Raw genomic sequence first — 15,705 nt, forward strand, 5'->3', positions numbered from 1 at the left:
TATTATTGAAAATGTCGATTCATATCTCTGATTTCAACAGTAAAGAATCGAAGTAGAGATGTCCAAATAATATTCCTAAACAGTTTTAACCCATAGAAAAAAGCACATCCGAGTTGTATTTGTGTATTTAATACCAAATTTCAACGAAGAGGTGCTTTTATTTTATCTTACAGTCCCGATTGAAGGGGCTTTTCTCATTCTATTAATTATTCACCTTATCAACACTAAATGATTCACGGATTTCCTGGATCAATTGCTCGGCACCCTCACGGCTTAAGACCAATTTTCCACCCGCAAAAAAGGCGTTGTCATCGGAAACATTACCCGTAATATGGCAAGTCATGCTTGGTTTATATTTTTTCAGAATGATTTTTTCGTCATCTACGTAAATTTCTAGTGCGTCTTTTTCTTCGATCCCTAAAGTGCGCCTTAATTCAATAGGTATGACTACCCGTCCAAGTTCATCGACTTTTCGCACAATTCCGGTAGATTTCATACTACTTTTCCCCTCTCAAAGAAACTTTATATCAAAAAACATGATTTTTTACTACTTTATAATCAGATTTATCGTACCAGTCTTTCCAATTCCCGTCAATTAGAAGTTAAAAAAAATGTCAATTTTTTAGATAAAATTTCCTATGGATTTGTGTTGCTGCATCGAGAAATTCTTCAACGGACCTATTTTCGTGTTTCCTTGGTAGCAGGTAAAGTTGCAGGAATCGTTGATTTCACGTATATTTTTAGTGTAGAAGAGGACAAGATGCAAAGAATAGGTTTGCATGTTTTATAAATGGCATCTGTTAGTGAGAGGGAGGAAATATGGTGAAAGAAAAACTCAATACATTCTATTTGACAACCCCTATTTATTATCCAAGCGGGAATTTGCATATCGGCCATGCGTACACGACTGTAGCGGGTGATGCAATGGCGCGTTATAAGCGGATGCGCGGCTTTGATGTCATGTATTTGACTGGAACGGACGAGCATGGGCAAAAGATTCAGAAACAAGCAAATTTGGAAAATGTGACACCAAAAGAATACGTCGACAAGATTGTAAGCGGTATTCAGGAATTATGGAAGAAACTTGATATTTCCTATGATGACTTTATCCGCACAACTGAAGACCGTCATAAAGATGTTGTCCAAAAAATCTTCAAGCAGCTTGTAGATCAAGGGGATATTTACTTAGATGAATATGAAGGATATTATTGTACGCCTTGTGAATCCTTCTTTACAGAGCGGCAACTGGAAAACGGCAACTGTCCTGACTGCGGACGTCCGGTTGAGCTCGTAAAAGAGGAGTCCTATTTCTTTAAAATGAGTAAGTATGTGGACAGACTTCTTCAATATTATGAAGATAATCCCGACTTCATCCAACCTGAATCAAGAAAAAATGAAATGATTAATAACTTCATTAAACCCGGTTTGGAAGACTTAGCGGTTTCCAGAACGACATTTGACTGGGGTATCAAGGTTCCTGGCGACCCGAAACATGTCATTTATGTTTGGATTGATGCACTCACCAACTATATTACTGCGCTAGGTTACAGGTCAGACGATGACTCCAAATATCTTAAATATTGGCCAGCAGATGTCCATATTGTTGGGAAAGAGATTGTACGTTTCCATACTATTTATTGGCCAATTATGCTTATGGCGCTTGACCTTCCGCTTCCGAAAAAGGTTTTTGCCCATGGTTGGCTACTTATGAAAGATGGAAAAATGTCCAAATCCAAAGGAAATGTTGTCGATCCTGTTATGCTGATTGACCGCTACGGATTGGATGCAGTCCGTTATTATTTATTGAGAGAAGTCCCGTTCGGATCTGACGGTGTATTTACTCCTGAAGGCTTTGTTGAAAGAATCAATTACGATCTCGCTAATGATCTTGGAAATCTATTAAATAGGACAGTTGCGATGATCAATAAATATTTTGATGGAGAGATTCCTTCCTACGAAGGGATTGTTACCCCATTTGATCAAGACCTTCTGAACGTTAACATTGAAGTAGTACAAAAATATGAGGAAGCAATGGAAAATATGGAATTTTCTGTGGCTCTTGCTTCTGTTTGGCAGCTTATTAGCAGAACAAATAAATATATTGATGAAACAGAGCCTTGGATCCTTGCAAGGGATGAGGAAAAACGTCATGAATTAGGCAGCGTGATGGTTCATTTGGCAGAGTCACTCAGGAGGGCAGCAATTTTACTGCAGCCGTTCCTCACGCAGACACCGAAAAAGACTTTTGAACAGCTTAATATTATGGACGAGCAATTCCAAACATGGGAAAGCCTTGAAACATTCGGTAATATCCCTTCCCAGACGAAAGTCGTATTAAAAGGAAAACCGATTTTTCCTAGACTTGAGATGGAAGAGGAGATTCAATATATTAAAGATCAAATGAAGGGCCCTGCTGTTCCAGAAAAAGAGAAGAAGCAAGAGGAAAAATCAGAGCAGGCTCCTGAGATTACGATTGATGAATTCAGGAAAGTGGAATTCAGAGTCGGTCAGGTCATTGACTGTGAGCCAGTGAAGAAAGCGGACAAATTGCTTAAATTGCAGCTTGATCTGGGATATGAAAAGAGACAGATCGTGTCGGGTATTGCGGAATTTTACAAGCCGGAAGATTTAATCGGTACAAAATTGATTGTTGTTGCGAACCTAAAACCAGTTAAATTACGCGGGGAACTTTCACAAGGGATGATCCTTGCGGGAGAGAAAGACGGCATTCTATCAGTTGCATCGGTGGATCAGAGTCTTCCAAACGGAGCAATTGTAAACTAACTTTAATATATAAAAATTTTCAGTTAAATCTACGAACGTTGATAACATAGAGGGTATGGCGGACTTAATGCTGAGTTTAAGCCATTTCTCTATGTTCTTTTTTTGTAATCTAAATGTTAGCTTACTGTGACTTATGTTACTTTAAATTACTTTATACTCTATTGAAGGAGATTGAGCCATGTTATTCGATACTCACGTCCATTTAAACGATGAACAATTTAATGAGGATATTCAAGAAGTGATTGAACGGGCCAAGGAGGCGGGTGTCTCCCATATGGTCGTTGTCGGATTCAATAGACCTACTATAGAAAAAGCAATGAGCCTGATAGAGGAGTACGATTTTCTCTATGCTAGCATCGGGTGGCATCCGGTGGATGCTATTGATATGACAGATGAAGACTTGGCTTGGATTGAAGAGTTGGCGGCCCATCCCAAAGTTGTGGCATTGGGTGAAATGGGATTGGACTACCATTGGGATAAATCGCCTCATGACGTTCAACAAGAAGTTTTCCGCAGGCAAATACGCCTAGCTAAGAAATTGAAGCTTCCGATTATCATACATAACCGTGATGCGACTATGGATGTTATTCAAATTTTAAGGGAAGAAAATGCTGAAGAAATCGGAGGCATTATGCACTGCTTTAGCGGAAGTGCAGAAACTGCCAAGGAATGCATTGAAATGAATTTCTACATTTCGTTGGGCGGACCCGTTACTTTTAAAAATGCCAAAAAGCCTAAGAGAGTAGCTATGGAAGTTCCGCTTGATTGGATGTTGATTGAAACAGATTGCCCTTATCTAGCTCCGCATCCTTATCGTGGAAAAAGGAATGAGCCGGCATATGTCAAGCTGGTTGCTGAACAGATTGCTGAGTTGAAAGAAATCAGCTTTGAAGAAGTTACAACTAAGACAACAGAAAATGCAAGGAAACTGTTCGGTATAGATTGACTGGCTTAAACAAATAAAATTTTACTTCTTTAACATGGCTAATACCGAAGGTATCAGCTATTTGGGGAAGGAGGAGGAGTTTTTTCTTTGAGTACAGAATTGAAAAGCCGAAGGAAATTAGGGTTAGTAGTGGCCAGTTTTCTGGTGTTCACTGCTACCCTTATGATTTTAATTATTGAAGGAACTAAAAAGACGGTCGCCGTTACACTTGATGGGGAGCAGGTTGTAGTCAAAACTCATGCGGGAACGGTTGGCGAAATGCTGGAAGAGCTTGATGTTGATGTGAAAAACACAGATTACTTATCACATGCCCCGAGCTCGGTAGTTCAAGACAATCAATCTCTTATTTGGGAGCCCGCTAAGCCGGTAACACTTACGGTTGGGGATGATTCAGAGAAAGTCCTGACCACCGCAAAAACAGTGCAGCAGCTTTTAAATGAAGAAGATATAAAGCTTGGTGAACATGATAAAATCAATATATCGCCTGCAAAAAATATCATTCCTGATATGACAATTGAAATCGAAAAAGCGTTCCAAGTCGTTTTACATAACGGAAAAAAAGAAGAGAAGCTATGGACTACTTCGACTACTGTCGCTGACTTTTTACAACAGCAAGATGTGAAGCTGGGAGAATTGGATCGTGTGGAGCCTGGATTGGATGAAATTGTGTCTCCAGACAAGTCCATTGATATCATTAGAGTAGAAAAGGTCACCGATGTAGTGGAAGAGCAGATCGATTATGACGTTGTCACGAAAGAAGACGGAAGTCTTGAAAAGGGAACTGAAAAGGTCGTTCAAGAGGGCCAAGAAGGTCTAGTGAAAAAAGAGTTTGAAATCATAAAAGAAAATAAAAAAGAAGTCAAACGTACACTTATTTCTGAAGAAAAGATAAAAGAAAGCAAAGACAAAATTGTAGCCGTCGGAACGAAAGTCACAGCTGCCCCTGCTGCTAAAGAGAAAGCTTCTTCAGGGGATTCTCAAACTTCTCAGGCTTCTAAAGTTTCCAATGCTTCTGAAGCTTCAAATCCTGCATCTGAGAGTGAAGGAAAAGAGATCTATATGAATGCCACAGCTTATACAGCGGATTGTAACGGCTGTTCTGGTGTTACTTCCACCGGAATCAATTTGCACGATAATCCGGACGCAAAAGTGATCGCGGTGGATCCTAGCGTTATTCCATTGGGCTCCAAAGTATGGGTGGAAGGCTACGGCTATGCCGTAGCAGGTGATACTGGTGGAGCAATCAAGGGAAACAGGATCGACGTTCATGTTCAATCGAAAGGGCAGGCAAGCAGCTTCGGCAGAAAGAATGTTAAAGTGCGTATCATAGACTAAGCAGAGGAGAATGCTCCTCTGCTTTTTCTTTTTTCATGGAAAGCGGGTTATAATAAGACAGTAATAAAACTGTTTTATCGGAGGAAACATGAAGATTAAGGAAATTATTGTAGTGGAAGGAAAAGATGATACAAGCGCCATCCAGCGGGCGCTGGATGCAGATACGATCGAAACGAACGGTTCAGCTGTTTCCGAGGAGACGTTGGAGAAGATTAGATTAGCCCATGAAAAAAGAGGGGTTATTATTCTAACTGACCCTGATTTTCCAGGAGAAAAAATCCGCAAGACTATCATTGAGCATGTACCTGGATGCAAGCATGCTTTTATCGATAAAAAAGATGCGCGCCCGAAAAATGGCCGTGGAATTGGTGTAGAGCATGCTTCTCCTGAAGTCATTCGCCTTGCATTGAAGGACGCCCATCTCATGGTGAATACAGACGCAGAGGATATTACAAGGGAAGACTTAATTGATGCGGGACTGATTGGAGGGCCAGAGGCCGCAAGCCGCAGGGGAAGACTTGGAGAGCTGTTGAAAATTGGCTATACAAATGGGAAGCAGCTGCACAAACGGCTCATGATGTTTCAAATCTCCCGCCAGGAGTTTGCAGAAGCCCTTGAACACGTATTACGGGAGGAAGAACAATAATGCAAAAAGACATCGCGACACCGGTCAGGACTAAAGAGATTATGAAGAAGTATGGCTTTTCTTTTAAGAAAAGTTTGGGACAAAATTTTTTAATCGATCCGAATATTTTGCGGAATATAACGGAATATGCAGGCTTAACAAAAGAAACGGGTGTCATTGAAATCGGGCCGGGAATCGGGGCGTTGACGGAACATTTGGCTAGGGCGGCTAAAAAGGTTGTAGCTTACGAAATCGACCAGCGCCTATTGCCGATTTTGGCTGATACACTTGCACCTTACGACAATGTGAAAATCATCCATGAGGACATTTTAAAAGCGGACATTCATCAAATGATTGAAAAGGAGTTTGCAGAGGCCAAAGACATCATGGTGGTCGCCAATCTCCCTTATTATGTAACAACACCGATTATTTTAAAGCTGCTTGAAGAGAAGCTGCCTATTCGAGGAATCGTCGTCATGCTGCAAAAGGAAGTGGGAGACCGCATTGCTGCTAAGCCAGGAACGAAGGAGTACGGTTCTCTATCGATTGCTATTCAATATAGCACAACAGCAGAAACAGTCATGATCGTTCCAAAATCAGTCTTTGTTCCGCAACCTAATGTGGATTCTGCGGTCATTCGGATGCTGTTGAGGGATCACCCGGCCGTATCTGTAAAAGACGAACGCTTCTTCTTTCATATTACCAAAATGTCATTTGCCCAACGAAGAAAAACGCTGATGAACAACTTGACGAGTGGCTTGCCTGATGGGAGGAAGAAGAAATCAGATATTGCCAGAGCCCTTGAACGGGCCAGGATTGAGCCGTCGAGGCGCGGGGAAACTTTATCAATGGATGAATTTGCTGCGCTGAGCGAAGCGCTCTATCCCCTATTTAGCGACTCAGAATGAATAGACACAATGAGCAGGCAAACAGCATAGCCTATGACAGATAGATAAATAGCGCTGTTTATTGGAGTTGACGACCGTGATATCAATAAATACGATTGTCGGCCGCTTGTCTCACCAATGTGATCTTTTATTTCGAGTTATCGACATTCAGGAGATTGACGGTCAAACAACAGCAATCCTATACGGAGAAGATTATCGCCTTATCGCTAATGCGCCTATTGAAGACCTTGTGCCTATTACAGAAGAAGAACAGCTGACAAGGTCATCAAAAGTTAGAACTCTTGAAAAGCAGTCATGGGAGCTATTTCAGCAGGACCTTGATCTTGTAAGATCCCAACTGGAATACACAGCCACGGAAGGATATAAGAGGGAATATAATTACTTTCAGATGCCTGGCCGCGTTCTCCATATGGATGGGGATCCGAATTATTTAAAAAGATGCCTAGAGCTTTATTCAAAAATTGGCGTTACAGTCAAGGGAGTGCACTGTAACGAAAAAGAAATGTATAAGCACGTCCCTTCACTGATTGATTCGTATCGGCCGGATATTCTCGTTATTACAGGGCATGATGCCTATTCAAAAGCAAAAGGAAAAAAAATAGATTTAAATGCCTACCGTCACTCAAGATACTTTGTAGAAGCTGTGAGGGAAGCACGGAAGAAAGTCCCGCATCTAGATCAGCTTGTCATTTTTGCCGGTGCTTGCCAATCCCATTTTGAATCCCTTATATTTGCGGGAGCAAATTTCGCAAGTTCGCCACAGCGGGTCAATATCCATGCATTGGATCCTGTTTACATCGTTTCAAAGATTAGCTTTACACCTTTTACAGAAAGGATTAATGTATGGGATGTTCTCCGGAACACATTGACAGGGCAAAAGGGATTGGGAGGACTAGAAACAAAGGGCGTACTCAGGAACGGGATGCCTTTTAGGCCGCTTAGCGAGGATGAGTAGTATTTTAATGTAGCATTGGGATATTCGCCAATGCTTTTTTTTACGAAAGAAATTATTTGCCGACTGATTTCGCTGATGGCATATGCCTCTAAAACCGCGATATTTAAGTATTTCCAATGTCAATACATATTATCCTTTTAGTGAGATATACTACTATTGTTGGAAAAAGGGGCTTATTGTAGAAAAAAAATGATTGACAAAAGTAAGCAATCATTGATAAAATAATTGATTTATTTGACGTTTATTCAACCGCGTGGTATAATGAAAAACAGTGAGGTGGAGCGAAAAAATGCCGAAAACATTAGCGAGCATTAAAAAATCCCTTGATTCAAATTTGGGCAAGAGATTAATGTTAAAAGCCAATGGAGGACGTAGGAAAACGATCGAACGTTCCGGTGTATTGGCAGAAACATATCCATCAGTTTTTGTAGTTGAGTTGGATCAGGACGAAAATGCATTTGAACGGGTATCTTACAGTTATGCAGATGTTCTGACCGAAACGGTTGAACTTACTTTTTACGATGAAACATCAGGAAATATAGCAATAGGACAGCAGTAAACCGCTTAGGTTTACTGCTGTTTTTACTTGAGTAGGAATGGCTAACTAATGAACTTCCGATAGCCTTCTGATGTGGTAGCTATCTCCTCGACATGAGCTAACTTTTTGATAGCTTTCTTGTGTTCACCAGAAAGAGCTTTTGCCTTTTTGGATATTCGCTTTTGTTCTTGCACAAAATACAAAAGCGGATGTAAAGGGGGAAATGGCTTTGGGAAGAAGAAGAGGAGTCATGTCGGATCAGTTAAAAGTCGAGTTGGCAAAAGAGTTGGGCTTTTATGATGTCGTCCAGAAAGAAGGATGGGGCGGGATCAGGGCCAGAGATGCAGGAAACATGGTAAAACGTGCAATTGAAATAGCAGAACGTCAGCTCAGCCAAACGGACAGTCGTGAAGAATGATTACTTTAAGCCTAAAGACACTGAACAAATACCATCCGCAAGAGCCGAGGCGAACAAAAGCCTCGGCTTTTCTAATTCTATTCCCCGCTCTTGGAGTTCATGAATTGTTCGTGGTAAAATGAACATTATGTGATGAATTGAGACGAACATAGGTGCCTAGGATTATTCTTTCTTTTTTTAAAAAGAGGAACCGGAGGCCTCTGTTACTCAGTCAAGTGAAGTAGGTGAGTGTGAATGAAGCTTTTGGTAAAGGCACCGGCAAAAATTAATTTATCTTTGGATGTCTTGGGAAAGCGTGAAGATGGTTATCATGAGGTAGAAATGGTCATGACGACGATTGATCTAGCAGACCGGTTGGAATTGACCGAAATTAACGAAGACCACGTGGGCATCCTTTCCCGTAATCGTTTTGTGCCGGCTGACGAACGGAATCTAGCCTTTCAAGCGGCCAAGCTTTTAAAGGAAAGATATCAAATAAACAAAGGCGTGGAAATTTCTATAAATAAAATCATACCAGTGGCCGCCGGTTTGGCAGGGGGCAGCAGCGACGCAGCAGCAACATTAAGGGGTCTAAACGAACTATGGGACCTCGGATTGACATTGGATGAACTTGCCGGGCTAGGAGCGGAAATCGGATCGGATGTTTCTTTTTGCGTTTATGGTGGAACGGCCTTGGCTCAAGGAAGAGGAGAAAAGGTGACAAAGCTTCCTGCGCCTCCAGCCTGCTGGGTGGTACTGGCGAAGCCGGCCATTGGAGTGTCCACCTCCGAAATATACCGAAACCTGGATATGAGCAGTATTCAACATCCACATACGATGGGGATGATCCAAGCTTTAAAGAACAATGATTATGAAGGTGTATGCGAAAATATGGCTAATGCCTTGGAGAGTGTCACTCTTCATATGTATCCGGAAGTTTTACACATTAAAAGGCAGATGGAAAGATTTGGTGCCGACGCTGTGTTAATGAGTGGCAGCGGTCCTACTGTATTTGGTCTGGTACGCCATGATTCCAGACTGCAACGAATATATAATGGCCTTCGCGGGTTTTGTGACCAGGTGTTTGCGGTGAGGATGCTGGGGGTGTGAGAGGGCGGAAGCTCGAAATGCTTCTACGGGTAAGGAAGAAGGCGTCATTAGCCTTTAGTAGCGTATCTTGTTTTCGCTTCACCACATCTTTATAAGTTTCAGCTAGATGATATGGATCACATCGTGCGCTATATTTTGTGTGGTTTCGGTAAGATTCAGCATTTCCTGCACAATAATGGCGCTAAGGTGCCCTGGCTGTTGAAGCCGATAGTCGGAAAAACAGGGCGCCCACTCCGCGTAAAATCAATGCTAGAGCAAAGGAAGGAACTTTGCAAAACTCATAGTCATGCGAAAAACGAAATAATTTTGAGAAAATCAACTTTTATTGTGCGAATGCGATTTTGATGAGTATCCGAGCGTTTTTCTTTAAAATTTTTCTTCTTACGCTTGCCTAAAAACGTACAATTGTGTATATTTTCTTTAATAATATTCGCGTTACGTTACACGGGAGGTTACATAATGAAGTTTCGCCGTAGCGAGCGGCTCGTTGATATGACGCATTATTTGATGAATCATCCGCGGGAGCTTGTTTCCTTAACATGGTTCGCCCAGAGGTATCAGTCTGCCAAGTCCTCCATAAGCGAAGATTTGGTGATTATTAATGATATATTTAAGCACCAGGGTATCGGCATACTGCAGACGGTTCCGGGCGCTGCAGGCGGTGTCAAATACTTTCCAATGGTCAAAAAAGAACAGGCAACGGAATTTGTGGACAGTCTATGTCATTCAATAGCTGATCCCGAACGTTTATTGCCTGGAGGTTACTTGTACATGGCCGACCTTTTGGGAGATCCGAAAATATTGGATGAAGTGGGTAGGTATTTGGCTGCAGCAGTCGCGGACAAAAAAGTGGATGTCATTATGACAGTTGCCACAAAAGGAATTCCGATTGCCCAAGCTGTGTCTTCTTATTTAAATGTTCCATTTGTGATTGTCAGACGGGATACAAAGGTGACGGAGGGGCCGACGGTGACGATTAATTATGTTTCCGGTTCTTCCAAACGGATTCAAACGATGGTCCTGTCAAAAAGGAGCTTGAAAGAAGGAGCGAATGTCCTGATTGTCGATGATTTCATGAAAGCCGGTGGAACGATTAACGGCATGGTCAATCTTTTGGATGAATTCCAGGCTTCCGTAGCTGGTATTGCTGTATTGGTAGAATCTGAATATGAGGAAGAAAGATTGGTTGAGGATTATATTTCCTTGGTCAAGTTGACAGATGTAAACACAAAAGAAAAACAGATCAATGTTGTTCAAGGCAATTATTTTTCTAAAATGACCAAGTTTTTATAGAGAGGACTGTTGTATATGCGTAAAGTAGAAACGAACAAAGCACCTGCTGCTATCGGGCCTTACTCACAGGGAATCATCGTCAATAATATGTTCTACAGCTCTGGTCAAATTCCATTGACACCAGAGGGAGAGCTTGTCGGGGAGACTGTCGAGGAACAGGCAAACCAAGTTTTCCGCAATGTCCAAGGGGTATTGGAAGCAGCTGGAGCATCATTGGAGACTGTAGTTAAAACGACTCTGTTTATCAAAAATATGGATGATTTCGGTACAATCAACGAGATTTATTCCGAATATTTTTCTGAGCACAAACCAGCTCGCTCTTGTGTAGAGGTAGCAAGACTGCCAAAAGATGTTCTTCTGGAGATGGAAGTTATTGCTTTAGTAAAATAATAATGAATATCGCCGTATAAAAAGCGGCGATTTCATTTAACCCTCCAAGTAAACGCTTTAAAAGGGTGTCAAAAGCACTTAAGTTTGGAAAGAGTGTTGCTGAACTTCTTTCTTACAGTACAAGCTAAAAGACTAGGGTAAACAACTTGTCAAAATAGACAAATGGTTTCCTTCCACAAAGACTTATTTTTTGAGTTGTGGCTTGGTAAGAGAGATGACCTTATCAGAACAAACCAATCAATGCGATTGTGGGCTAACGACTGACAGAGACTATAACTCTGCTTTGAATAAAAGAAGGTATACGCTTATTAGCAACTGTTTAATACCTCTTGGAACAAGAGGGTTAGCTTGATTCATTTCGTCAGCTATCAACCACTTCAAGTAACCCGAAAGGGGTGATAAGTGGCGGGGAGTTTACTAAGTCATCGCAAGAAGGGTGTTGTATTATAAATGATAGCGCTTGCGTTTTTCTAGTAATATGAAAGATTCTAAAAAATTTATTTAATTAAAGAAGGAGAATCCCAAAGTTTGTTGAATACATAGATATAGTATTTATTTAGAGCGAGAAGGTGGTGAACACAATGGAAGTAACTGATGTAAGACTGCGCCGTGTCAATACGGAAGGCAGAATGAGAGCGATTGCCTCAATTACCCTCGATGATGAATTTGTTGTTCACGATATTCGTGTGATTGACGGAAACAACGGGCTCTTTGTAGCTATGCCAAGTAAGCGTACTCCTGATGGAGAATTCAGGGATATTGCCCATCCGATCAATTCGAACACCAGAAATAAAATTCAGGATGTCGTTTTAGCAGAATACCAGCGTTTGGGTGAAATAGAAGAACCGGAATTAGAAGAAGCCGGCGCTTCCTAATTATATAAAAAACATCGGGAGCCTACCTTTGGAGTATGGCTCTTTTTCATTGTGCCAATTTACAGCAGTTATGGAAAATGATAAATGGTTAAAAATATGGTGATTTTTAATCATAACCAGCTCATTCAAGATGTTCCGCTATCCTTGGTCCGCAGAATAATGATTTGTCGGTGGCTGACGCTTTTCATCTTTTCTTGAAAAAAACCGAATTTTAAGCTATATTCATAATGGAAAAAAATTATTGGGGGACCTTTTATGATAAATAGATTCGCTGTAATATTGGCAGCGGGGCAAGGCACCAGAATGAAGTCCAAGCTATATAAAGTTCTCCATCCGGTTTGCGGTAAACCGATGGTAGAACACGTGGTGGATCATATTTCACAGCTCGATGTGAACCATGTCGTAACAGTTGTGGGATACGGTGCGGAAATGGTCAAAGAGCGTCTACAGGGAAAAAGTGACTTTGTGATTCAGGAGGAGCAACTGGGAACAGCCCACGCGGTAATGCAAGCGAAGGATGCACTAGGCGGCAAAAGAGGTACAACGCTGGTCATTTGTGGAGACACACCGCTAATTACGGTAGAGACGATGTCCGCTTTGATAAAGCAGCATGAAGAAACTGGAGCAAAAGCAAGTGTTTTGACAGCTCATGCCGAAGATCCGGCAGGGTATGGAAGAATCATTCGTAATGCGGATGGCGCTGTTGCAAAAATTGTCGAGCATAAGGATGCAAATGAGGAAGAATTGAAGGTCAAAGAAATTAATACAGGTACATACTGCTTCGATAATGAAGCCCTGTTTGAGGCCCTCGACAATGTATCCAATGAAAATGCTCAAGGCGAATACTATCTTCCTGACGTGATAGAAATATTAAAGGCGAAAAATGAGCTTGTGACAGCCTATAGTACAGACGACTTTGAGGAGACTCTCGGAGTAAATGACCGAATTGCGCTTGCTGAAGCTGAAAGAATCATGAGAGCCCGCATTAACAGAAAACATATGAAAAATGGTGTAACCATTACCGATCCGTCCAATACTTACATTGATACAGATGTGATTATTGGAAGTGATACTGTTATTTTACCTGGGACAGTCATTCAAGGAGCGACAAAAATTGGTGAAGGCTGTAAAATAGGTCCGAATTCCGAGATGAACAATTGTGAAATTTCTCACAATACAATTGTGCAGCAGTCAGTCCTTTCTGACAGCTCTGTCGGAAGCCATGTCAAAATTGGCCCGTTTGCCCACATTCGCCCAGAATCGGACATACAGGATGAGGTAAAAATAGGAAACTTTGTTGAAGTTAAAAAAACTTATTTCGGAAAAGGAAGCAAAGCTTCGCATCTAAGTTATATCGGAGATGCGGAGGTAGGCAGAAATGTGAATATTGGCTGTGGATCGATTACAGTTAATTATGACGGAAAAAATAAGTTTTTAACTAAAATAGATGATGATGTATTTGTTGGCTGTAACTCAAATCTCGTGGCGCCGGTCACTGTAAAAGAAGGAGCCTATATTGCTGCTGGCTCCACGATTACTGATGATGTTCCGGAATCAGCACTTGCAATCGCGCGTGCGCGTCAAGTCAATAAAGAAAATTATGTGGAAAAGCTAAAATCTAATAAATAAAATGGAGGCTCCTCATGTCGAACCAATATCTTGACCCTACATTGAAAGTTTTTTCTTTAAATTCCAATCGTACTCTATCAGAGGAAATTGCAAAGGAAATTGGATTAGAGCTTGGTAAATGTACGGTCAGCCAATTTAGTGATGGAGAAATTCAAATCAATATCGAAGAAAGCATCCGGGGTTGTGATGTATATGTCATCCAATCAACAAGTAAACCAGTAAACAAAAACCTGATGGAGCTTCTCATCATGATTGACGCTTTGAAACGTGCGTCTGCAAAAACCATTAATATTGTGATGCCTTATTATGGTTATGCACGCCAAGACCGAAAAGCACGCGCAAGGGAGCCAATCACTTCTAAACTTGTAGCCAACTTAATAGAAACCGCTGGTGCAACCCGTGTTATCACGCTTGATTTGCATGCACCACAAATTCAAGGCTTCTTCGATGTTCCGATCGACCACTTGATGGGTGTTCCGATTTTGGCTGATTATTTTAAAGAGAGAAAAATGGTAAATGGCGATCTTGTAATCGTATCTCCTGACCACGGAGGCGTTACGCGTGCGAGAAGACTCGCAGACCGCCTGAAAGCTCCAATTGCTATTATTGACAAGCGTCGTCCACGTCCAAATGTTGCAGAAGTCATGAATATTGTAGGTAATGTAGAAGGAAAAACAGCCATTTTGATTGATGATATCATTGACACAGCTGGAACGATTACGTTGGCGGTCAATGCACTCAAAGAAGCAGGAGCAAAAGAAGTATATGCTTGTTGTACACACCCTGTTCTCTCTGGCCCGGCCATTGAGCGTATCCAAAATTCAGACTTGAAGGAACTGGTTGTTACCAACTCCATTCCGTTGCCTGAAGAAAAGAAAATCGACAAGATTAAAGAACTTTCAGTAGCTACGTTAATTGCTGAAGCCATCATTCGAGTTCATGAAAATAAATCTGTAAGTACTTTGTTTGATTAAAAGAAGTAATATAACAAGCCAATTGCTTTTGTCGCCTTGAAGCGATTGGCTTGTACTCTTAAGCTGATAAGGTGGAGCTTGGATATTTGAGAATATATTTTCTGGTCTGAGGCATCACGGTTTATTCAAGATTACTAGGTAGTACGTTTATTTTCATTTGCTGCAAACAATTTGTAAAGCCTGCTTTTTCGTAAAAATTTTGAAAATTGATTTTCTTCTCGCCTAGAGGTTTAACTTAATGTATGTTAAGGTATATATATAGATAGTGTACTTTTGACAACATTATGTTAGGAGAAGGTGCTAAATGGTTAATGTATTGAAGGCGAAAGAAAGGACAAGCGATCGACGTTCCCAGACTAGGGAGTTGAGGGAGCAGGGAGGTATTCCGGCTATTGTTTATGGCTATAAGACGGAAAATACTCCTATTGCCATCAACAATGCAGAATTTACGAAAACGATGCGTGAGGTGGGCCGAAACGGCGTCATTAGCCTCGATGTTGAAGGGAAAAAGCTAAATGTCGTCTTGCATGAATACCAGGAAGACCCTATCAAAAAAGAAGTAATCCATGCCGACTTTTTAGCCGTTGATCTGTCACAGGAGATCGAAGCGAATGTTCGCGTCGAATTATCTGAAGACGCAGAAGGGGTAAGAAACGGAGGGGTACTTCAACAAATCCTCCATGAAGTTGTTGTTACAGCAAAGCCAGATGAAATTCCAGAAGTCATCAGTGTTGATATTTCCGGGCTCGGAATCGGTGAAACAGTTTCTATTGCTGAAATCCGTGGAAATTATTCAATCACGATCAACCACGAGGACGATGAATCGATTGCTACGATTCTGGCTCCAAGAGTGGAAGAGGAAAAAACGGCGGAAGAAGGTGCTGAGCCGGCAGGAGAAGCAGCCGATTCAGGAACGAAAGAAGCCTAAATTAATACGAAATACAGG

16 protein-coding genes and 1 pseudogene are annotated in these 15,705 nt (G+C 41.4%); 16 read left to right on the top strand and 1 reads right to left on the bottom strand.

The features are described 5' to 3' along the window. Positions 1-202 precede the first annotated feature (202 nt). Positions 203-496 (bottom strand): AbrB/MazE/SpoVT family DNA-binding domain-containing protein, encoded by a 294-nt coding sequence (locus H9631_RS12465; RefSeq protein ID WP_191813256.1) that lies wholly within the window; start codon positions 494-496, stop codon positions 203-205. A gap of 326 nt (positions 497-822) precedes the next feature. Between H9631_RS12465 and metG the strand changes: the two genes are divergently transcribed. The 16 genes and pseudogenes from metG (at position 823) to H9631_RS12540 (ending at position 15,687) form a co-directional block, all read left to right on the top strand. Continuing rightward, positions 823-2,784, top strand: a complete 1,962-nt coding sequence (gene metG, locus H9631_RS12470) for a methionine--tRNA ligase (protein ID WP_191813258.1) — start codon at positions 823-825, stop codon at positions 2,782-2,784. A 178-nt stretch (positions 2,785-2,962) separates the two neighbouring features. Then, entirely contained in the window at positions 2,963-3,730 is a 768-nt protein-coding gene (locus H9631_RS12475; protein WP_191813260.1) for a TatD family hydrolase, read from the top strand. Positions 3,731-3,817: 87 nt separating this feature from the next. Next, positions 3,818-5,065, top strand: coding sequence for a G5 and 3D domain-containing protein (locus tag H9631_RS12480; RefSeq protein ID WP_191813262.1), 1,248 nt, complete (start codon positions 3,818-3,820; stop codon positions 5,063-5,065). Between the two features lie 88 nt (positions 5,066-5,153). After that, positions 5,154-5,711 carry a ribonuclease M5 gene (rnmV, locus tag H9631_RS12485; protein WP_191813264.1) on the top strand — a complete coding sequence of 186 codons (558 nt, stop codon included), beginning with the start codon at positions 5,154-5,156 and terminating at the stop codon, positions 5,709-5,711. Next, the gene (gene rsmA, locus H9631_RS12490; protein ID WP_191813266.1) at positions 5,711-6,598 is read left to right on the top strand and encodes a 16S rRNA (adenine(1518)-N(6)/adenine(1519)-N(6))-dimethyltransferase RsmA; all 888 of its coding nucleotides are present in this window, start codon (positions 5,711-5,713) and stop codon (positions 6,596-6,598) included. The genes rnmV and rsmA overlap by 1 nt, the downstream gene beginning before the upstream one ends. Positions 6,599-6,677: 79 nt before the next feature. After that, a complete protein-coding gene (yabG, locus tag H9631_RS12495) occupies positions 6,678-7,553 on the top strand; it encodes a sporulation peptidase YabG (RefSeq protein WP_191813329.1) in 876 nt (291 codons plus the stop codon). Between the two features lie 289 nt (positions 7,554-7,842). After that, on the top strand, positions 7,843-8,112 hold the full coding sequence (gene veg, locus H9631_RS12500) for a biofilm formation stimulator Veg (protein WP_018708554.1): 270 nt from the start codon (positions 7,843-7,845) through the stop codon (positions 8,110-8,112). Positions 8,113-8,320: 208 nt separating this feature from the next. Then, on the top strand, positions 8,321-8,509 hold the full coding sequence (locus tag H9631_RS12505) for a small, acid-soluble spore protein, alpha/beta type (RefSeq protein ID WP_191813268.1): 189 nt from the start codon (positions 8,321-8,323) through the stop codon (positions 8,507-8,509). A 234-nt stretch (positions 8,510-8,743) separates the two neighbouring features. Beyond that, positions 8,744-9,598 (top strand): 4-(cytidine 5'-diphospho)-2-C-methyl-D-erythritol kinase, encoded by an 855-nt coding sequence (ispE, locus tag H9631_RS12510; RefSeq protein ID WP_191813270.1) that lies wholly within the window; start codon positions 8,744-8,746, stop codon positions 9,596-9,598. Positions 9,599-10,057: 459 nt separating this feature from the next. Continuing rightward, positions 10,058-10,891, top strand: coding sequence for a pur operon repressor (gene purR / locus H9631_RS12515; protein WP_191813272.1), 834 nt, complete (start codon positions 10,058-10,060; stop codon positions 10,889-10,891). A 15-nt stretch (positions 10,892-10,906) separates the two neighbouring features. Further along, entirely contained in the window at positions 10,907-11,281 is a 375-nt protein-coding gene (locus H9631_RS12520; RefSeq protein WP_160708661.1) for a RidA family protein, read from the top strand. A gap of 59 nt (positions 11,282-11,340) precedes the next feature. Then, a pseudogene (locus tag H9631_RS22355) lies at positions 11,341-11,604 on the top strand (zinc ribbon domain-containing protein); the annotation flags it as partial. A gap of 258 nt (positions 11,605-11,862) precedes the next feature. After that, complete coding sequence (gene spoVG / locus H9631_RS12525; RefSeq protein ID WP_120118100.1) at positions 11,863-12,156, top strand: septation regulator SpoVG; 294 nt, start codon at positions 11,863-11,865, stop codon at positions 12,154-12,156. Between the two features lie 255 nt (positions 12,157-12,411). Beyond that, on the top strand, positions 12,412-13,785 hold the full coding sequence (gene glmU / locus H9631_RS12530) for a bifunctional UDP-N-acetylglucosamine diphosphorylase/glucosamine-1-phosphate N-acetyltransferase GlmU (RefSeq protein ID WP_191813274.1): 1,374 nt from the start codon (positions 12,412-12,414) through the stop codon (positions 13,783-13,785). 14 nt (positions 13,786-13,799) lie between these two features. Next, a complete protein-coding gene (locus H9631_RS12535; protein WP_191813276.1) occupies positions 13,800-14,759 on the top strand; it encodes a ribose-phosphate diphosphokinase in 960 nt (319 codons plus the stop codon). A 304-nt stretch (positions 14,760-15,063) separates the two neighbouring features. Beyond that, complete coding sequence (locus H9631_RS12540; protein WP_191813278.1) at positions 15,064-15,687, top strand: 50S ribosomal protein L25/general stress protein Ctc; 624 nt, start codon at positions 15,064-15,066, stop codon at positions 15,685-15,687. Positions 15,688-15,705 lie beyond the last annotated feature (18 nt).

This window comes from Bacillus norwichensis, from assembly GCF_014836955.1.
Taxonomy (GTDB): Bacteria; Bacillota; Bacilli; order Bacillales; family Bacillaceae_C; genus Siminovitchia; species Siminovitchia norwichensis.